The 18,063-nt window shown below is 73.7% G+C and carries 16 protein-coding genes and 2 pseudogenes; 4 read left to right on the plus strand and 14 right to left on the minus strand.

Features of this window, described 5'->3' with window-relative positions; all coding sequences use genetic code 11:
* Positions 1-1,008, plus strand: coding sequence for a MerR family transcriptional regulator (locus ACSHWO_RS01990; protein WP_438309785.1), 1,008 nt, complete (start codon positions 1-3; stop codon positions 1,006-1,008).
* Between the two features lie 73 nt (positions 1,009-1,081).
* Here ACSHWO_RS01990 and ACSHWO_RS01995 read toward each other — a convergent pair whose 3' ends face one another.
* Positions 1,082-1,615: a DUF7822 domain-containing protein gene (locus tag ACSHWO_RS01995; protein ID WP_385848975.1), complete on the minus strand. Its 534-nt coding sequence runs from the start codon at positions 1,613-1,615 to the stop codon at positions 1,082-1,084.
* A 493-nt stretch (positions 1,616-2,108) separates the two neighbouring features.
* Here ACSHWO_RS01995 and ACSHWO_RS02000 point away from each other — a divergent pair, with 493 nt between their 5' ends.
* Complete coding sequence (locus ACSHWO_RS02000; RefSeq protein WP_438309786.1) at positions 2,109-3,764, plus strand: sigma-70 family RNA polymerase sigma factor; 1,656 nt, start codon at positions 2,109-2,111, stop codon at positions 3,762-3,764.
* A 101-nt stretch (positions 3,765-3,865) separates the two neighbouring features.
* Here ACSHWO_RS02000 and ACSHWO_RS02005 read toward each other — a convergent pair whose 3' ends face one another.
* The 7 genes and pseudogenes from ACSHWO_RS02005 to ACSHWO_RS02035 all read right to left on the minus strand — a co-directional run.
* Positions 3,866-5,470, minus strand: a complete 1,605-nt coding sequence (locus ACSHWO_RS02005) for an NAD(P)/FAD-dependent oxidoreductase (protein WP_438309787.1) — start codon at positions 5,468-5,470, stop codon at positions 3,866-3,868.
* Positions 5,471-5,632: 162 nt separating this feature from the next.
* The gene (locus ACSHWO_RS02010) at positions 5,633-6,172 is read right to left on the minus strand and encodes an EF-hand domain-containing protein (protein WP_385848981.1); all 540 of its coding nucleotides are present in this window, start codon (positions 6,170-6,172) and stop codon (positions 5,633-5,635) included.
* Positions 6,173-6,361: 189 nt separating this feature from the next.
* Entirely contained in the window at positions 6,362-6,640 is a 279-nt protein-coding gene (locus tag ACSHWO_RS02015; RefSeq protein WP_438309788.1) for a hypothetical protein, read from the minus strand.
* Between the two features lie 76 nt (positions 6,641-6,716).
* Positions 6,717-6,992, minus strand: coding sequence for a hypothetical protein (locus ACSHWO_RS02020; RefSeq protein ID WP_385848984.1), 276 nt, complete (start codon positions 6,990-6,992; stop codon positions 6,717-6,719).
* 33 nt (positions 6,993-7,025) lie between these two features.
* The gene (locus ACSHWO_RS02025) at positions 7,026-7,553 is read right to left on the minus strand and encodes a CAP domain-containing protein (protein ID WP_438309789.1); all 528 of its coding nucleotides are present in this window, start codon (positions 7,551-7,553) and stop codon (positions 7,026-7,028) included.
* Between the two features lie 303 nt (positions 7,554-7,856).
* Positions 7,857-8,552: a HEAT repeat domain-containing protein gene (locus tag ACSHWO_RS02030; protein WP_438318868.1), complete on the minus strand. Its 696-nt coding sequence runs from the start codon at positions 8,550-8,552 to the stop codon at positions 7,857-7,859.
* Between the two features lie 276 nt (positions 8,553-8,828).
* Positions 8,829-9,441, minus strand: a pseudogene (locus tag ACSHWO_RS02035) (GntR family transcriptional regulator); the annotation flags it as partial.
* Positions 9,442-9,785: 344 nt separating this feature from the next.
* Between ACSHWO_RS02035 and ACSHWO_RS02040 the strand changes: the two are divergent.
* Positions 9,786-10,093 (plus strand): annotated as a pseudogene (locus ACSHWO_RS02040) (SDR family oxidoreductase); the annotation flags it as partial.
* A 234-nt stretch (positions 10,094-10,327) separates the two neighbouring features.
* On the opposite strand, the gene ACSHWO_RS02045 reads toward ACSHWO_RS02040, so the two are convergent.
* The 3 genes from ACSHWO_RS02045 to ACSHWO_RS02055 all read right to left on the minus strand — a co-directional run bounded on the left by ACSHWO_RS02045 (position 10,328) and on the right by ACSHWO_RS02055 (position 12,899).
* Positions 10,328-10,636 (minus strand): hypothetical protein, encoded by a 309-nt coding sequence (locus ACSHWO_RS02045; protein WP_438309790.1) that lies wholly within the window; start codon positions 10,634-10,636, stop codon positions 10,328-10,330.
* 196 nt (positions 10,637-10,832) lie between these two features.
* Positions 10,833-12,320 carry an MFS transporter gene (locus ACSHWO_RS02050; RefSeq protein WP_438309791.1) on the minus strand — a complete coding sequence of 496 codons (1,488 nt, stop codon included), beginning with the start codon at positions 12,318-12,320 and terminating at the stop codon, positions 10,833-10,835.
* Between the two features lie 144 nt (positions 12,321-12,464).
* Entirely contained in the window at positions 12,465-12,899 is a 435-nt protein-coding gene (locus tag ACSHWO_RS02055) for an ATP-binding protein (RefSeq protein WP_385848992.1), read from the minus strand.
* A gap of 638 nt (positions 12,900-13,537) precedes the next feature.
* On the opposite strand from ACSHWO_RS02055, the gene ACSHWO_RS02060 reads away from it, so the two are divergent.
* Positions 13,538-14,065 (plus strand): hypothetical protein, encoded by a 528-nt coding sequence (locus tag ACSHWO_RS02060; protein WP_385848993.1) that lies wholly within the window; start codon positions 13,538-13,540, stop codon positions 14,063-14,065.
* A gap of 35 nt (positions 14,066-14,100) precedes the next feature.
* Here ACSHWO_RS02060 and ACSHWO_RS02065 read toward each other — a convergent pair whose 3' ends face one another.
* From ACSHWO_RS02065 to ACSHWO_RS02075, 3 genes are all read right to left on the minus strand, one after another.
* Positions 14,101-14,478 carry a hypothetical protein gene (locus ACSHWO_RS02065; RefSeq protein ID WP_438309793.1) on the minus strand — a complete coding sequence of 126 codons (378 nt, stop codon included), beginning with the start codon at positions 14,476-14,478 and terminating at the stop codon, positions 14,101-14,103.
* A 51-nt stretch (positions 14,479-14,529) separates the two neighbouring features.
* A complete protein-coding gene (locus ACSHWO_RS02070) occupies positions 14,530-15,354 on the minus strand; it encodes a hypothetical protein (protein ID WP_438309794.1) in 825 nt (274 codons plus the stop codon).
* A gap of 314 nt (positions 15,355-15,668) precedes the next feature.
* Complete coding sequence (locus tag ACSHWO_RS02075) at positions 15,669-18,029, minus strand: S9 family peptidase (protein WP_438309795.1); 2,361 nt, start codon at positions 18,027-18,029, stop codon at positions 15,669-15,671.
* Positions 18,030-18,063 lie beyond the last annotated feature (34 nt).

The raw sequence follows: 18,063 nt of genomic DNA on the forward strand, positions 1-18,063 counted from the left end.
GTGTTGATCGGTGATGTGGCGCGGCGGTCCGGGGTCAGCGCCCGCATGCTCCGCCACTACGAGTCGCTCGGTCTGCTGCGGCCGGCGGAGCGCACCGGGGCGGGCTACCGGGAGTACTCGAACGAGGACGTCCGGCGGATCTTCCACATCGAGAGCCTGCGGTCCCTGGGGCTGCCGCTGCGCGACGTCGCGCGGGCGCTGGACGATCCCGGGTTCGCCCCCTCCGATCTCATCGCGACCCTGGTCCGCGAGACACGGGAACGCATCGCGGCCGAAACGGAGTTGCTGACGCGGCTGCAGCGGATCGGTGCCGCGGGGCCCACCGCCTGGGAGGACGTGCTGCGCAGCGTCGCGCTCCTGCACGCCCTGGGGTCGGAGAGCGCCGGGAAGCGGCAGCGCGCGGCCCTGTCCGCGGCCGAAGGGGGCGCTGGGGTGCCGGTGGAGGCCCTGGTCGAGGCCGCGTTGAACGAGAGGGAGCCGAGCGTCGCGGGAGCGCTCCGCTGGGCGCTGGCCCGGTCCGGCGACGCGGCACTGGCCCTGCTGGCGCAGGGCCTCCGGTCGCCGACGGCGGAGGTGAGGAGACGCGCCGTGCGGGCCGTCGCGGAGATCCCGGACCCCGGGGCGACCGTGCTGCTGCGGGACGCCCTCGCGGACGCCGACATCGGGGTCCGCCGGTCCGCGGCGCTGGCGCTCGGGGCACACGGGGTGGCCGACGCGGTCCCGACGCTCATCGACATGATCGCCGACGGGGCGAACGACGTCGAAGCAGCCGACCTGCTCGGGGCGCTGGCGAGTGACCTGTCGCTCGCCGACCACATCGTCGCCGGGCTGGTCGACCGCCTCGGCACGAACGCGGTCGAACCGTCCTCCCGGCTGCGGCTGGCGCAGGCCCTCGCGGACGTCCCCGGCAGCGCGGCCTCACGAGTCCTCGCCGACCTGGCACAGGACGGGGACCGCGCCGTCGCGCTCACCGCGGCGTACGTTCTACAGCTGCGCGAGGCACGCTGACGGATCGATCCCGCCGACCGGACGAGGAGGAGTGGCTGCGCCGGCCACCGCCGCCCACGGGCGGCTCGGCTGTCTAACCGGGGAAGGAGAAGTAGAGGTGGTCGCTGTAGAAGGACGCGAAGTGCTCCTGCCAGTCGGCGCGGACCGAGGCCAGCCACTCGTCGTCTTCGCCGGCGATCGCCGCCCTGGCCTGCGCGACGGCTGCGGGGATGCCGCTGGAGACCAGCCGCTCGACACCCGCCACCGGGTCCTCGTCCGTCACGGAGATCATCTCCCCGGTCTCCAGGATGAAGTACGCGGCCCGCTGCTTCTCCAGGTGGGCCGTGGTCCTCTCGACGCACTCGGCGAACTCGGGGTCGTCCTCAAGTCCCCGGCCCACCACGCGCAGTAGGTCGCCGAGCAGCGCAGCACCACCGGCGTAGTCCGCGGCGATGCCGATCCTCGGGCTCCAGATCATGGAAGGGACGATCGTCGTCCCGCACCCGGCCATGAGCTGGTGGGCGAGCGGGATGCCCCACCTGTGCTCGGATATGCACCTGATCGTCTTGGGGTTCGCCTCCTCGGTCGGCATCGAATCGGCGGAGTAGAGATATGAACGGTTGGCCATGGCGGCGACCCTAGCAACGCGGACTGACACCGCCCGGCGCCCTCCCCGCCGCTGTCGTTGCGCATCACGGCGATGGGCGGGATCCCCTCGTGCGGCACTTGCGACTCCTCTTCTGTCGTGGTTGCGGGGGTAGACCGTGCAGCCGCTGGGCGATCCCGCGACTTTGCCCGGCCTTTACCCGGATCGACCGTGGGGCCGTCGCGCCCGGTACCGATGCCGCCGCCCGCACCGTGCCGTTTCGGCCACACCACAGGCCCGGCGCGGCCGAACCGGGCACCGCGCGGCCTCCCGGCCGCCCTGCCCGGCTCGCCCATCTCGCCGGTCTACCTGGCCAAACAGGAGTGAATACCGATCATGCCACTGACGTTTGCTCATAACCCCTGTGAGCGTGCACACTTGCGCGAATTCCGGCCGGGCGCAGCGTCGCACCCCCCGCTGCAGACAAGCCCGGCACTCGCCGTGCCGGCCACCAGCAAGTCAATGGGAGCTAGCGTTGACCACATCGGCAACTGCCCGTCAGCAGGACCTCCGCAGCCTCAGCGATGCCGAGCTGTGCGCACTGCTGCGCAACGAGCGCCCCTCGGCGTCGAAGGGGCCCGAGACGAGTGACGTGATGGGTGAGGTGTTCGCCCGTCACCACTCCGCGGTCCTCGCGTACGCCCGCACCTGCTGCCGGGACCAGTCCACCGCCCACGATCTCGCCGCCGAGGCGTTCGCCCGCACGTACCGGGCCGTGGCCTGGGGTGCCGGGCCGGAGTACGCCTGGCGGCCCTACCTGCTGACCTGTGTGCGCCGTGTGGCGGCCGACTGGGTACGGCGCGGCGCCCGGACCCGGTTGTCGGACGACTTCGAGAAGTGGGCCGAGGACCTCGCCGACGGGCAGGACGTCGAGGCCGCCGTCGTGTCGGCGGAGGAGGGGTCCCTGGTGTTGCGGGCGTACCGGTCCCTGCCGGAGCGCTGGCAGGCCGTGCTGTGGCACGCCGTCGTCGAGCACGAGCCCGCGGCCGACACCGCCCGGCGCCTCGGGATATCGGCGGGAGGGGTCGGATCACTGGCCGCGCGTGCCCGGGAAGGTCTGCGCGAGGCGTACCTGCGCGCCCACCTGGACCAGGCCGCGAGCGACGAGTGCCAGCACTACGGGGGTCAGCTCGCGGCCTCGCTCCGCAGACCGGGCAAACGCGTCACCCGGGATCTGAAGCGGCACCTCCAGGGGTGCGCCGACTGCACCCGGGCCGAGCGCGACCTGCGGGACGTCAACGGCCGTATGGGCGCGCTGCTGCTGGGCGGGATCCTGCTGTGGAACCCGGGCTCCTTCCTGTCGTCCGCCGGCGGGCCCGGCATCCAGTTGGCGGCGAGCAAGCTGGGCGGGGCCAAGTTCACGGCGTCGCCGTTCGGCACGGCGAAATGGGCCGCGGCGGTGGTGGCCGTCGCGGGGACGACGGTGACCGCCTTCGTGCTGCTGCCGGCTGACGACAGGTCGGGGCAGGCCGGGCCCGCGCTCATGGCCGTGGGCCCCGGCCCGTCCGGCGGGCACCCGGACGCGGTTGCGACGACCGCGCAGCCGGAGCTCTTGTCCGCCACCGCGCAGGCCCAGGCCCAGGCCCCCACCACGGCCACACCGAGCGCCTCGACCGCGCCCCTCCCCGTCACCGGCCCGTCGGCCTCGCCCACGGCATCCGCCTCACCCACGACCGGTCCCGCCGGGCTCCCGCTGCTCAACGTCAACTCGGGGCTGTGCGTCGGTCCGGCCGACGGCTCCGGCGGAGCGCTGGAGCTCCAACCGTGCACGGGGGACGCCTCACAGGGCTGGCAGCGCCTGCCCGCCGGCCAGGGCACCTATCAGATCCGGCACACGGGTACGGGCACCTGCCTCGACGGCACCACCGCCGGCGGGAACAACGTCGCCGTCACCCTGCGCCCCTGCCGGTCCGACAGGGGCCGCGACGCCCAGCTCTGGAGGTTCCAACGGCAGGGCTGGCCCGGCACGTTCCGGATCTGGTTCGTGCCACAGGTCCCGCGCAGCGACTACCCGGACCACCTGCTGGGCCCGCAGAACTGGCCGAAGACCGACCCCCCGCGCCCGGGCTCGCGCCTGGTACACCTGCCCGACTACTACGACTCCGCCAGTTTCCTCTTCTCGATGGGGTGAGCGACGCAGGTCGGAACCGCCCCGGGATCTCGAAGGCCCGTGCGGGCGGGAGCGGATCGGCACGTTCGGCGATCCGCTCCCGCCGGCGGCGGCTCCGCCCGTCAGAAGCCGCAGGCTGCTCGCGCATCCCGGAAGCGGTCGGGATGCCGCCGCCGGTACTCGACCAGGGACTGGGCGACGGCCGCTCCTTCGCCCACGGCGGCGCCGACCCGCTTGACGGATCCGGAGCGCACGTCGCCCACCGCGAACACACCGGGCACGCTGGTCTCCATCGGCAGCGCGTCCGGACCGGCCCCGCCGCTTCCGGTCAGGACGTACCCGCGGTCGTCGAGCTTCAGCATGCCGCCGAGCCAGTCGGTGGACGGGTGGCCGCCGATCAGCGCGTACAGGCACTGCGCGGAGACCGTTCGCTCACTGCCGTCGCGGTGGCGCAGCCTGAGCCCGGTGAGGTTCGTCCCGCCGAGACATTCGACCACCTCGGTCGCCAGCAGGACCTGCAGGCCCGGGGTCCGCTCGATGCGCTGCACCAGGTAGCTCGACATGGAAGCGCCGAGGTCGGTGCCGCGTACGAGCAGGGTCACGGTACGGGCGTAGCGCGCGAAGTACAGGGCGGCCTGCCCGGCGGAGTTGCCCGCGCCCACCATGTACACGTCCTCCCCGGCGGCCGAGGGGGCGTCGGACAGGCAAGCGCCGTAGTAGACACCGGAGTTGAGCAGGCGGTCGACGCCGGGAGCCGTCAGACGGTTCCAGTCCACGCCCGTGGCGACCACGACCGCGGCCGCCGTCACCGAGGCCGTCTCCTCGGTACCGGCCTTGACGAACTCGACGGCGTGGTCACCCGTGACCAGGGGGGTCACCCGGCTGGCCACCCGGGTGGGCTGCCACTCGACGCGGGCCCGACGGGCCTGCTGCAGGGCGCGCTGGGCGAGGTCACCACCCGTCAGGCCCACGGGGAATCCGAGGTAGTTCTCGATCCGTGAGGTCGACCCCGCCTGCCCGCCGGGTGCGTCGTCCTCGATCACGACCACGCTCATGCCCTCGGCGGCGGCGTACACGGCCGCGGACAGGCCTCCGGGACCACCGCCGATCACCGCGACGTCGTAGTGGTCCTGCTCGGCCGGCCGGATGAGACCGAGCCGCTCGGCCAGCTCGCTGATCGAGGGATCCACCATCGAAGTGCCGTCGCCGAGCCGGACGGTCACGGGGGCGTCGCGTACGTCCTCCTCGGGCAGCCAGCGGAAGATCACGCCGCTGCGGCCCAGGAAGTCGCGCACCGCGTAGGCCGCGGGTGAGAAGCGGCTGCCGCGTACCTCGGCGGTCGGCAGATCGCCGTGACGGTCGGCGTTCCACAGGCACAGGGAGTCGTCGAGCGCGCCCCGAAGCCGCTCGGCCGGGTCGTCGCTGCTCCGGACCGCCCCGCCGGCGGGGGCGTCGGAGGCTGCGGCGCCGTGCCCGGCGAGCGGGAGCCAGCGCACGCCCGGGTGCTGCGCGGCCCCGGGGTCCGGTGCTCCGTCGGCGAGCACGGCGGCCACCGGGACCTGCCGGTCGGCCAGCGAGCGCAGCGCGCGGACCACCTCAGCCGGACCTCCGACCTGCAGGACGCGGAAGGAGGTCCGGTACCAGCCTTGCACCAGTTCGGCCGTCTCGTGCCGGCGGAGCGGGTCGGAGTCGGAGAGAACAATCACCGGCAGTGCGGCATCGGCCATCAAGAGGTCCTCCAGTGGGTACGGGGTGGGTGATCGGCTTCCTCTCCGGTCAACGAGCGGGAACGCCATACGAATCGGCTCCGGAGGAGCCCGTGCGGGCGGCGGGGCCGGGGATGACGAGGACTTTCCTCCTCTCCGCCCCTCGGCCCCGTCGGACGACTGTCAGAGACGGCCGAAGAACTGGTTCCCGCGGGCCGCGTGGTGCTCGCTCGTGTAGTACTCCTTCATCGCGGAGCTGATCTCGTCACGGCTCAGCTGGCCGTCACCGTCGACGTCCAGGTGGTGGAACGCCTCGTCGAAGGTCTCGCGGGGCAGGCGGAACATGCCGTGGAGCAGCGAGGTGTACTCCTCGCGGCTCAGCATGCCGTCTCCGTCGCGGTCGCCGAGCGCCGTCCAGGCGTTGCTCATGTTCCTGATCCGCTCCCAGATCCTGTTCTGGTCGCTGACGATCCGCGCCCGGAAGGCGGCCCGGAACTCCTGCCGGTCGACCCCGCCGTCGGCGTTCTTGTCCATCTTCTGGAAGACGGTGTCCCAGAGGTCCGCCAGCGAGTCCCGCAGTCCGGCCACGACTTCGGGGGTGACACCGAGCGACTCGGCGAGCCTGTCCGAGAGTCCGATGACGTCCGCCTTGTCGAGCCGCCCGTCGCGGTCCGAGTCGAAGACGTCGAACGACCGGTCCAACTTGATGTCCAGAACGCTCACGACAGCATCCCCTTCACTCCACGTGGTTGCCCCGCTACTTTGCGGGGCGGCTCAGGAAACCACAGGTCCCGGCCTACGCGCGTGGAAGGAAGGGGATGTCTGACCATTCCGGGTGACGGGAGCGGAGAAGTCATCCCGTTGCAGGCCCGATCGCCCGACGGGCACTCCTGCTCCTGACCCCGCAGCGGCCTATCGCGGTTCGTGGGCGGCCGTCCGGCAGGCGCCGTTCGCGGCGCCGCCGGGGACGCCCGCCTGGGTCAACCCGGAGACACATCCCTGCACGTCCCCGCTCACGCCTCGGGTACATGCCGCCGTGACGGCGTCCGTCATCTCAGCGCCCGCCTGCGCGGCCATCTGCGTGCAAGCGGGGATGTCCGCGTGAGCGGTCGGGGCCACGAGGGCGGCCGTGCCGCCCAGGGCCAGGGTCAAGCCGGCCAGGGCACCGGCGATACGCGTCGGCGTGCGCATCGGACCTACCTGCTTTCAGGAGACGGGCCGTGCGGGGCCGCGCGGCAACGGGAGGGAACGCGCAGGGAAGCGGGTCCTACTGGGGCGCCGCGCGGCAGGCGCTCGCCGCGGTCGCACCGGGGACACCGGCCTGGGTCAGACCGGCCACGCACTGCTCGTGGTCACCGGTCAGACCGACATAGCAGGCCATCCGGACGGAGTCGGGGGCCTCACCACCCTGCAGCTCGCGCTCGACCTGGTTGATGCAGCCGGGGATGTCCGCGACGGCGGAGGGAGCGGCCAGGGCGGCCGTACCGCCCAGCGCCAGGGTCAGGCCGGCGAGGACACCGGCGATACGGGTCGACGTGCGCATGGGTTGCACCAGCCTTCGATGGTCGCCGTGCGGCTAACGGGAAGAAACGGCGAAGAGCTGGACGGCGTACTGACCGCTCGTACCGATGCCGGTCTCCTTGTACTGGCAGTTCAAAATCGCGGCCCTGTGGCCTTTGTTGCTGGCCATCCAACCGTCCACGTGGGCCTTGGAGGAGTCGTAGCCGGGCCCGGAGACGTTCTCCGAGGACGGACCGTTGGGCGAGTACCCGGCCTTTTCCATCCGCGCCAGGTAGGTGGACCCGTCCGAGCCGTCGTGGCCACTGAGGTTGTTCTTGGCCATGTCATCGGCGTGGGCCTGGGCTGCCTGCATCAGCTTCGCGTTCTCCGTCAGTGGCTCACAACCCGCCTTGGCCCGTTCGGCGTTGACCAGGGAAAGGATCTCGCCCGGCGAGGACTGCTGCACCGTACTCACGGCGGATGCCGGCGCCACGGCGGGTGTACCCGGGACGACTGCACTCGCGGTGACGGCGCCGCCGAGGACGAGGAGCGGGGCGGCACAGGCGGCGCACACGCGCCGGATCCGCTTGTTCTTGCTACGCATTGGAGAATTCCCCCTTCGCCAGGGGTGAGGGCCGCCCACGGCGCCCTGACCCGCGGCGGTACCCGCGGGTGGTGGCAGGGGTGTGGTCGCGGCCTGTGGCGAGACGGACACCGCCGCAACGAGATGCGGAGGCACGCGCCTCCTGCTCCTTCCACCGTACGGCCTAGCGCACCAGCCGACGAGTCGGCGAACCGGCCCACGGTGGCGCCGCCACCCGCCGTCCGGGCTCGGCCGTGGCGGTGCCGGGCCGACGACAACGCCCCTTGCCCTGACCGCGGTCGGTGCAGCCGGCGACGGCGGCGGTCACGTGCGCGAGGCGTACGCGCGCACATCGGCGTCCGGGTCGGTGATGGCCGTCGCCAGTGCTTCCCGGGCCGCCGGGGTCGTGGCGCCGTGGGGCAGCAGGGACAGGACGGCGGCCTTGCGGACGTCCACGTCGGGGTCGCCGAGGGCCGCCGCCAGGGCTGGCACGGCCACCGCCGGGTCGGCGGCGCGCAGGCCCGCAGCCGCGCCCGCCCGGACCTGCCAGGTCGGGTCGGCCAGGGCGGCCACCGCGGCGGCGGCGTACGGGGCCGGGCAGCCGGTGGTGGCCAGTGCGGCCAGCGCCGCGCCCCGCACCAGTGGGGTCCGGGTCGGCCAGCAGCGGCCCCAGCGTCTCCGGGCGGGTGCGCGGACGGCGGCCAGGCCCTTCGCCACGGCCACCCGGACCTCGCGGGCCCCGTCCTGCGCGGCCCGGGCCAGTTCGGCGACGGCGTCCACGGAGACCAGGGCGCGCACGGCGTGGATACGGACGTCCTGGTCGGGGTCGGCCAGCAGGCCCGCGTACAGCCCGGTCTCCCCGAGCCGCAGGGCGCGCAGGGCTTCCAGGGCCGCGGCCCGCACCACCGGGTCCGCCACCCCGAGCACCGCGCGCAGGGCGACCCCCAGCTCCGGCGCGGGCTCCAGCACCTCGACCAGCTCCCGCAGCGAGGCCGCGGCCGCCGCCCGTACCGCGGACACCGGATCGGCCAGCCGGGCGGCGAGGACCGGACCGCCCCGGCCGGGGCGGTATCGGTGAGGACGGCGACCGCGGCGGTCCGTACAGCCGGGTCGGGGTCGGCGAGGTACGGCTCCAGCACCGCGAGGGACGGCCCCTCCTCGGCGAGCGCGAGCAGCGCCAGCAGCCGCGCCGAGGCGACGCCCGGCCCCCCGGCCTGCACCGTGCCCCCGGCCCCGGCCGCCTCCGGGCCTGCGGCCGCGGGCGGCACGGTCGCCGCGGGCGGGGCGGTCGCCGCGAGCAGCGGCGTTGACGGCCTCCAGGGTGATCTCCGCGTGGCCGAGGGGGCGGCCCGTGAGGGACTCCAGCAGCCGGAAGACGTCGGTGTTCTCCAGGTCGCAGCCGAGGAGTCCGGCCCCGACGTCCATGGGGACGTACGTGAGGTCGAGGGAGAGCGGCAGGCCTCCCAGGCGGCGCAGCCGCTCGATGTACAGCACGTCGCAGTGTCCGGGCAGTCGCAGCCGGCCGGCGACGGGCGCGGGGGCGGGCACCGGGCCGACGGCGCGGACTTCGTTGGACACCTGTCCGTGCTCGTGCAGGGTCTCGGCCAGACCCTGGAGGCGGTCGAGGGCGTGCGGGTACTTCTCGCAGACGACGACGGTGCCGACGCCCGGGCGGCGCTCGACGAGCCGCTCCCCGCGCAGCAGGTCGAGGGCCTGGCGGACGGTGTTGCGGCCGGCGCCGTAGTCGGCGGCGAGGGCGTCCTCCAGGGGGAGGACACCGCCGGGGTAGCCACCCGCCAGGATCTGGTGGCGCAGCAGGTCGGCGAGCTGCCGCGCCCGGTCCGCGCGCAGCCTGCGCCGGCGCTGCGGCGACGGGTACGGCGTGCTCACGGGTGCGTTCGACTGGCATGCGAGGGAACATACCGACGCCCCGCAGCGGATGGTGTTGCCACAGTATTGCGCCACTGCCGCAACGCACGCCGAAGCCTGTGACCTGCGCTTTCACGGGGGTAGGACACAGAAGATCCGCCACCGTGCGGGTGCCTGTCGTCCCACGGACTGGACCTGATCCGGCGCGCGCCCGCCACGCGACGACACCCTGGCGGTGCAGTCGGTCGCCGAGCCGGGCAGGCAGGCGTCCGCAGGCGGCAACGGCACGGCCACCGGCTGGGCTCCCGGCCGCGGCGGAACGAGGAAAGGGCGGAACGCGGAATGACGTGAACGCAGTGGCGGGGACGGTCCGTGGTGGTGACCGGCAAGGCGGGGCAGCTGGGGTTCGTGCGGGGGGCCGCGCTGGAGTCGGCACCGCGCGGGATGACCGTCAACGCCGTGCTGCCCGGCAACGTCCGTACCGAGGGCCTGGTCGGCCTCGGCCCGGAGTACCTGCGCCGGATGGCCGGGCCATCCCGCTGGGACGGCTCGGCGAGACCGCGGACATCGCCCACGCGGTGCTCTTCCTCGCTTCCGACGAGGCTCCGTTCATCACCGGGCAGACCCTGATCGTCGACGGCGGGCGGACACTCCCCGGATCCCTGGACGCCCTCGCCGTCTCCGTCTCCTGACCGGCTCCGGGTCCCGGGGCGCCGACCGGACGTGCGAGGGGCGCGGGTGCCGACATCGCCGATTCGTCCCGCGCAGGCCAAGCCCGGCGCGGCGGGGGCCCGTTGCGCGACGGCCCGTCCGGTGGGCAGCATGGAACGACGCCCCGGGAAGACGTTTCGGGCGTCTTCCCGGGGCGCCTGTTGCGGCTGCCTGACGAACAGGCGTCCATTGTCAGTCGGTCGGTCGGTCGCGCGTCACAGCTTCGCGAGCGAGCACGCCGTCTGCGCCAGTGCCGGAGGCACCGCCGAGACGCTCGTCAGCAGCAGGCGGCACAGGGCCGAGTCCGCCGGCAGGCCGGAACCGCCGACCGTGCACGCGAGGTTGATGTCGGTGCTGGAGAAGCCGAAGGCGGCCAGGTAGGTGGTGCAGTCGCTGGGCGCGGCCTGGGCGGCCGGGGCCGTGACGGTGAACATGCCACCGAGGGCCAGGGCGCCGACGGCGACGCTCGCGAGACGGGTGCGCAGGGATCCCTTCATCTTTCCTCCGGAGGAAGAGGTCACCACCGGAGGTGCATCCTCCGGTGCAATGAAGAGATCACGGAGGGATCTTGCGAAAGGAAACATACCCCTCGGACTACGACGGACGAATAATCCGAGCAGACTCCCCACCGGGGTGATGGCACGAAAAGCAGTTCCAGGCGTGAAGGGCGGCGCACACCACAACGCGACGGCCGACGCGAGGAATGAGCCGCAGCGAACGTCACGGCCCGGCCGGGGTCGGCTCGGCCACCGACAGCGGCTCGGCGACGTCCTCCAGCGAGCGGCGTTCCGCCTTCACCGCGAGGAACACCGCCACGAGCCCGGCGGCGCACATCAGGGCGGCGCCGATCCTGAACGCGAGTGCCGTGTCGGCGGCGACGCCCGACTCCGTGAGGTCGGCGAAGACCAGCGGGCCGCTGATTCCGCCGGCCGCGGTCCCGAGGGCGTAGAAGAAGGCGATGGCCATGGCGCGGGTCTCCATGGGGAAGACCTCGGAGACGGTCAGGTACGCGCTGGAGGCTCCCGCCGACGCGAAGAACAGCACCCCGCACCAGCAGGCCGTCACGGTCGTCGCCGTGAGCGATCCCCGCTCGAACAGCCATGCCGTGCCGAGCAGGAGCAGGCCCGAGAGCAGGTACGTGGAGGAGATCATGATGCGGCGTCCGAGCGTGTCGAACAGCTTGCCGAGCAGCAGCGGTCCGAGGAGGTTGCCCGCGGCGATGACGGCGAAGTAGTAGCCGGTGTGTCCCGTCGGCACGTCGAAGAACGTGCTGAGGACGGCACCGAAGCCGAAGGTGACGGCGTTGTAGAGGAACGCCTGGCCGATGAAGAGGGACAGGCCGAGGACGGCGCGGCGCGGGTAGCGGCGGAAGACCGTCCTGGCGATCAGGCCGAAGCCGATGCTCTTGCGCTGCTGGACGGTGATCTCCCCTGCGGGCGGCGGCAGGGCTTCGCCCTTCTCCTGCTCGATCCGGTGCTCCACGGACGCCACCAGTTCCTCGGCGTGCTCCTCCTCGCCGTGGATGAACTGCCAGCGCGGGCTTTCGGGAACGTGCCGACGGACGAGCAGGATGACCAGGCCGAGGACGACACCGAGGGCGAAACTGAGCCGCCAGCCGAGGTTCTGCGGGAAGAGGTCGGTGTCCAGCATGACGACGGAGAGCAGGGCTCCGCCGATCGCGCCCAGCCAGTAGCTGCCGTTGATGATCAGGTCGACCCGGCCCCGGTAGAGCGCCGGGATCAGCTCGTCGATCGCCGAGTTGATGGCTGCGTATTCGCCGCCGATGCCGAAGCCGGTGAGGAACCGGAAGAGGAAGAACCACCAGGAGTCGAACGACAGCGCGGTCATCGCGGTCGCGCCCAGGTAGACGGCCAGGGTCACCATGAACAGCTTCTTGCGGCCGTAGCGGTCCGTCAGCCAGCCGAAGAACAGGGCCCCGGAGCAGGCACCCGCCACGTAGAGGGCGGCGGCGACGCCGGTGACCTGGGCGGAGGTGATGTCGAGGCCGCTTCGCTCCTCGGCGAGGCGGCCGGCGACGTTGCCCACGACGGTGACCTCGAGTCCGTCGAGGATCCAGACGGTGCCGAGGCCGATCACGATCATCCAGTGCCATCGGGACCATGGCAGGCGGTCGAGGCGGGCAGGAACGGCGGTGGTGACGGTGCCCGTGATGGTCGGCGCGGAGGTGCGTGACGAGTCGGCTGTCATCGTTCCCCGTTCCCTCCTCGTTGATCGTCCGCTGTCCCTGCCGTGTGCCCCCGAACCGGCCGGGCATGCAAGCCCGTTGCCTGTTGCGCACGGGCGCGCCGAGGCGGCCCGCTGCCCTTCGTGACCGGGCTGACGGCCGTTTGGTCACGGGGCGGGGAAGTGGAGTTCGGCCCAGACGGTCTTCCCGGTCTCCTCCGGGCGGCTCCCCCAGTCCGCGGCGATCCGGTCGATGATGCGGACGCCCCGTCCGCGCGGCTCGTCCAGCAGGAGGGGGCGGACGCGCGGTTCGGCGGACACCCGGTCGGAGACCTCGATCCGCAGCCGGGCGGAGCGCGGCTCCAGGCGCAGGTACAGGGCGAGGGGGCCGCCGGCGTGGTCGACGGCGTTGGCGAGCAGTTCGGCCGCCACCAGCAGGACGTCGTCGACGGCCGTGGTGTCGGCGTCGGGCGCCCAGTCGGCCAGGGCACGCCGGGTGAAGGTGAGACCCGGGCGGACGGCGTCGCTGCGATCGTCGGACCGGAAGGCGAGGCAGCGGTGGTGGGACGCCGAGGTGGCGGGCGGTACGTGCGGTGGGCGCATGACAGCTCCCGTGCGGACCGGAGGCGCGTTCACGCCGGAGCGTCTGCCCCTCTGGTCGCGCTTCACACCGTGTCCGGTGGAGGACCTCCGTGGGGTCGTACCGCCTCGTCGAAGCTCGGGACGGTGCGGAAGACCCGGTGCGTTCGGTGATCTCCAGGACGTGCCGCACGCCCCGGCTGGGGGCGACGAGGACCAGGGGTTCGCCGCGGTCGTGCGCGGCACGGCGTGCGGTGAGCAGGGCGTTCAGGCTGCTGGAGGTGAAAAGCCCTCTGTCTCCCGGTCCCGCAAGCCCACCACGGGGAGGAAGTCGCTGATGAGCTCCGGCCACACCTGCGGACGCTCGACCATGGCCACGGGGAACGAGGTGGTCTGCGGTGGTGGAGTAGTCGACCCCGACCACGTGTGGCGGGCGGCCGGGCCCTGGAGGATCGGGCCGTAGGTGCTGTCGACGCTACTGCGGGCCCCGTGTGGTGAGGGCAAGGCCGGGGCCGGAGCCGAAGGTGGTGCGGGCGCAGGTCGGGGCGGGGAGGTCGCGCACGGCGGGCGGTCGGTTTGTCGGGTCGCCGCCGCCGAAGCGCACCCCGTGCTGGGGCCGATATCCGATTTCCGGCGGCGGCAGGGCGTGGCAGCATGCCGTCATGTCGACGAGCGAAGCCCCCGCGACGGTGGCCCGAGCGGTGCGGGAACTGCGGGAGACGGCCCATGCGTGGGTCGACGGCGGACACACTGACGCCGAGGTCCTGATCGCAGCTGCCCAGCGCGCGGTGATGGCCGGCGTCGACACGCCGTCGCTGTGGCACCTGGGCGCGCTGAGCCGTTGCGAGCACGACGAGGCACCGGAGTTGTTCGGCAGGGTCATGGACGAGCTCGGTTTCGGGTTCCACCCGCCCGAGGGCTACTGGGAGGGCCGGCTTGCGCTCGCCCGCTGGTGGGCCTCCGAGATCGTCGACGGGTGGCTCGACCCCGCGGAGGGCGCTTCACTCATCCTCCACGAGGTCGCCGAAGCCTACGGGAGGTGCAGGGAGTTGGATCCGCTCATCGAAGCGGTGACGGCGCTGGGAGAACGCGGTGGGCGGCAGCGGCCCCCGGAGGAGATCACCGCGCAGCTGCTCCGGGCCGCCCGAGAACTCGTGGCCCGCATCCCGCCCCCCGCTCGCCCGTCCTGAGAACGCGGGGCGCCGGCCGGTTCGCCGGGCCGGGCTCAGCCGCGTGCGGCGACCGTCGCCTTGAGGAAGGTCCAGCCGTCGACCTTCGTCTCCCGCCTCTCCCCCGGTTCCCACCCGCGGGCCAGGGCCGTGTCGAGCAAGAACCGTACGGTGCCGGGTTCGTGGAGGTTCAGGGCGCCGATGCCGACGGCACCCACCTCCCCCGACCCCGCGGTGAAACCCGAGACGTACCGGCCGGGGCCCTCGTCGAAGACGAAGCGCAGCACGCCGCCGGTGCCCGACGGGTGACGGCGCAGGGTGAGGATCTTGCGGCAGCCGCCGTCGTCCAGCACGCAGTGGCCGTGGCGGATCGTCCAGATGTAGGTGCGCCCGTCGGCGACGAGTCGGCGGGCCGCCTTCGAAGAGCGGGGCATGCGGGCGAGCGTACGCGGCCGGGCGGGCCGCACCCCAGCGGGTCTTCCCGGTCAGCCCTCGCGGCGGCTCTGCAGGGACGCGCGTACCTCCCGGGCCTTGCGGGTGCCGAGCAGGTCGAGGACCTTTTCCACGGTGGTCGCCGGGTGCCCGGACAGGATCTCGGCCGCCCGGTCCGGCGGGAGCGGGTCGACCTGTTCGGCCAGCCGCTCGGCGAGCGGCACCTCCGTCGGCGCGCTGCGCGCCGAGGGCAGCGCTGCACGGGCGGGCGGTGCCGCCGGAAGCCGGGCGGGCGCGGGCGCCGGGGCCGGGGCGGCGAAGTCCGGCAGGGGGTGACCGGGCGGCCAGGGGCTGCGGTGGACCAGCGCCGCCGTGATGACGCACAGCCACGGGGCCCAGGCCCCGGAGAACAGCAGGGGCGCACCCCCGTTGAAGGTGAGGTTCACCGCCCGGCCGTCGGAGGCGGGGGTGAGGGCGAGGAGGTGTTCCAGCCAGTACACCTCGGCGCCGGTACCGAAGAATCCGACGAGCCTGCGGTCCGTGAGCACCACCCTGATCTCGCCCTCCCACCGCCACTGGATCTCTGCCATGCGTTGTGCCTGCCGACGCGTCCGGGCGTTGTGCAACTCGCCGGTGAGGACGCCGAAGGCCATGAAGAGGGGGCCGCCCTGGACGGCGTATCCGGAGGAGTACTCGACGTTCGTCCCGTAGAAGGCGTGGCAGCCGACCACGATGTCCGCGTACTGGGTCTCCCCCGGCTGGGTCACCATCGTCGGCGCCATGGGTGCCAGGGGGTTGCCGGAGGAGAGGTGTGTCACGAGGCTGCGGACCGCCTCGTCCGGTGACTCCTGCGCGCGTCGACGGTTCAGCCATCCCATCGCAACTCCCCGTCCTGAACAGCCCGGCCCCGCCAACGGCGTTGTCCTCACCGTTCGTCGGCCCCGAGCGTATCGGCGGAGCCGGGCGGCCACGGCGGAATGGCCGTATCGACCGCGCCTCATCCGCCGAGCGGGCGCCGGACGAGGCCGGGAAGCCCCGCCGGGCCCGTGGACTCCCGCCGAGGCGGAGGTCTCGGTCGCGCTGGAGTTCGCCGGCGGCGGCGAACATCTGCACCGTGAACTGGACATCGAGTACGTGGCCCTGACCCGGGCCACCCAGCGCCTCTGCACCCTCACCGTCCAGCCCGGTGAGATCACCAACCGGTGCGGTCGGGCAGGAGGTGCTGTTGCAGCCAGTCCGCGGCGGCTCGCCGGTAGAGGCGGCGGTTGTCCGCCCGGAGGAAGTCGTGGCCCTCGTTGCGGAGGGTGAGCAGCTCGGCCGGCACCCCGCGGTCGCGTGCGGCGCGGACGAACTGCTCGGACTCCGTCGGCGGGACGTTGGTGTCGTGCTCGCCGTGGACGGCCAGCACGGGTGCGCGCAGCCGGTCGATGCGGCTCATCGGGGACAGGGCGTGCAGCAGGGCCGCGTCGTGCTCGGGGTGGCCGTACTTGGCCGCCGCGGACTGGGCGATCCACGGCTCGGTGCCGGCGAAGAAGGTGGCGAAGTCGGACATGCCGCAGACGGCGACGCCGGTGCGGAAGAGCTCGGGGTGCCAGACCAGAGACGCCATGGTGAGGTAGCCGCCGTACGAACGGCCCATCACCGCGAGCCGCAGCGGATCGGCGTATCCCCGGGCGACGAGGTGGGCGGCGCAGTCGGCGACGTCCTCGATGGCTGCGAAACGGCCGGGGCCGAGGTCGGCGTCCACGAAGGACCGGCCCCAGCCCGACGAGCCGCGCACGTCGGGGGCGAAGACGTCGATGCCCCGGCCGAGGATCTCGTGGTAGAGGGGGCTGAACACCGGTCGTTCCTGCTCCTCCGGACCGCCGTGGAGGTGGATGACGCAGGGGGCCGGCCGTCCCGGGGCCCCTTCGCGGGCCCGGTAGTACCAGCCGCCGAGCTTCAGGCCGTCGCGGGCGTGGCTGCGCAGGGGCTCCGGGCGGACGGGCGGCCGCCCGGGCGGGGCGGCGTCCTCGTCGGTCGCCGTCCAGGCGGTGCGTACGGGGTCGTAGTCGCCGGTCACCTCCCAGATGCCGGGCCGGCGCAGGGACCCGGACAGGGCGGCGAACAGGCCGCCGCGCGCGACGGGGGCCATGCGGGTGACCACCTCGTGGGGCAGCGGCGAGGGGTGGCCGGGTCCGACGGGGTCGAATCCGTCGGAGCTCGGCAGGCCGACGCTCTCCAGCTCGCTCGCGCCGTGCACGTTCCACGCCAGGAGCGCCCAGCGGCCGTGGTCGGGCAGGGTCAGCAGGTCGAGGGCGGTCTCCTCGCGCTCCGCCGCCACGGAGAGGGCCTCCATGGCCCCGTTCTCGTCCAGCCGGGCCCTGAGAAGCGCGGCGAACTCGCGGTCGGCGTCGCTGCGCAGCCACAGGGTCCGTGAGTCGGGGGCGAGCCGGCCGATCCACGGGTCGCCGTCGGCGACCGCCAGCCGGAAGGTGATGCGGCCCGTGACGCGGTCCAGGAGGAGGGCCTCGCGGCGGCCGCGCGGGCCGCGGCGCAGCAGGACGAACCGGCTGTCGGCGCCGATGTCGCACGCGCGCAGGGACGCGGCACCCGGCTCGCTGAACAGCAGGGCGGGCGCCTGGACACCGTCGGGGTCGACGAGGTAGACGGCCAGTCGTCCACCGGCACCGGCCACGGCTGCTGCCGGCGTGCCGTCGGGTGTCGCGGCCGGACGGCCCGGCACGGGGGTGAGCAGCGGGGGCCCGGTCCCCGGCCCCGCCGACGCGCCGTCCCCGCCGGCGGGAGGGGCGGGCGTGCCGAGGAAGGTGGCCTGGCCGTCGCGCGGGGCGCGTTCCGCCCACCCCGTCGCCAGGGGGCTGCTCCCCGGTCCCGCTCCGGCGTCCTGCGGCATGTGGCCGCCGCCGCTGTGGGCGCCCGCGGCGCCCGGCTCGGCGATGGTGACGGCGAGCAGCGCCCCGTCGCGGGTCCAGGCGCCCAGGTGGGCGGAGGCGCCCGGCTGGGCTCCCGCGAGCACCTGCCTTCCGGTGCCGTCCGGTCGGACGACCAGCACCCGGGTGTGTTCGCTGCCGCCCGGCGCCGAGGTGTAAGCGATCCAGCGGCCGTCGGGCGACCAGGACACCTCGGTCACGGGGTCCGGGTCCGCGTCGAGGATGCGGGCCGTGCCGCCGTGGGCGGGGCCGCTCCACAGCTGGGGTACGCCGGCCCGGTCGCAGATGTACGCCACGTGGTCGCCGGTGGGGTCGGCCGAGGGGTACCAGCAGCCGTGGGCCTTGAGCACCGGGGGCAGGTCCACGGCGGCTGCGGTGTCGGCCAGCCGGAGCGGGACGGGTGCCGCGGCCGGGGCCTGTGCGGACACCCGTGCCGGATCGGGCGCGGAACCGCCTTCCGGGCCCTGCGGGCCCGGCCCCGGAGGGTATCCGGAAGGCGGTTGTTCCACGTGGGGCGGTGGGGGCGCGGTGGTCGCGCCGCCGGGCCGGGCCGCCCGGCCCGGCGGCGCCGCGGCGTCGGCGGTCCGGGCGGGGTCGTGCCGTTCGGAGCGGTCCAGGGACATGTCGGGCCTCTTCGAGGGCTGCGGGGGCTTCCGG

This window comes from Streptomyces pallidus (ex Mingjun et al. 2026), assembly GCF_051550185.1.
Lineage (GTDB): Bacteria > Actinomycetota > Actinomycetes > Streptomycetales > Streptomycetaceae > Streptomyces.

Excerpts from the sequence above, each read along its gene's own strand:
- ACSHWO_RS02050 (WP_438309791.1), bottom strand. The coding sequence starts at position 12,320 with ATGACAGCCGACTCGTCACGCACCTCCGCGCCGACCATCACGGGCACC.
- ACSHWO_RS02070 (WP_438309794.1), bottom strand. The coding sequence starts at position 15,354 with ATGGGATGGCTGAACCGTCGACGCGCGCAGGAGTCACCGGACGAGGCG.
- ACSHWO_RS02025 (WP_438309789.1), bottom strand. The coding sequence starts at position 7,553 with ATGCGTAGCAAGAACAAGCGGATCCGGCGCGTGTGCGCCGCCTGTGCC.
- ACSHWO_RS02060 (WP_385848993.1), top strand. The coding sequence starts at position 13,538 with ATGTCGACGAGCGAAGCCCCCGCGACGGTGGCCCGAGCGGTGCGGGAA.
- ACSHWO_RS01995 (WP_385848975.1), bottom strand. The coding sequence starts at position 1,615 with ATGGCCAACCGTTCATATCTCTACTCCGCCGATTCGATGCCGACCGAG.
- ACSHWO_RS02055 (WP_385848992.1), bottom strand. The coding sequence starts at position 12,899 with ATGCGCCCACCGCACGTACCGCCCGCCACCTCGGCGTCCCACCACCGC.
- ACSHWO_RS02020 (WP_385848984.1), bottom strand. The coding sequence starts at position 6,992 with ATGCGCACGTCGACCCGTATCGCCGGTGTCCTCGCCGGCCTGACCCTG.
- ACSHWO_RS02065 (WP_438309793.1), bottom strand. The coding sequence starts at position 14,478 with ATGCCCCGCTCTTCGAAGGCGGCCCGCCGACTCGTCGCCGACGGGCGC.
- ACSHWO_RS02015 (WP_438309788.1), bottom strand. The coding sequence starts at position 6,640 with ATGCGCACGCCGACGCGTATCGCCGGTGCCCTGGCCGGCTTGACCCTG.
- ACSHWO_RS02075 (WP_438309795.1), bottom strand. The coding sequence starts at position 18,029 with ATGTCCCTGGACCGCTCCGAACGGCACGACCCCGCCCGGACCGCCGAC.
- ACSHWO_RS02005 (WP_438309787.1), bottom strand. The coding sequence starts at position 5,470 with ATGGCCGATGCCGCACTGCCGGTGATTGTTCTCTCCGACTCCGACCCG.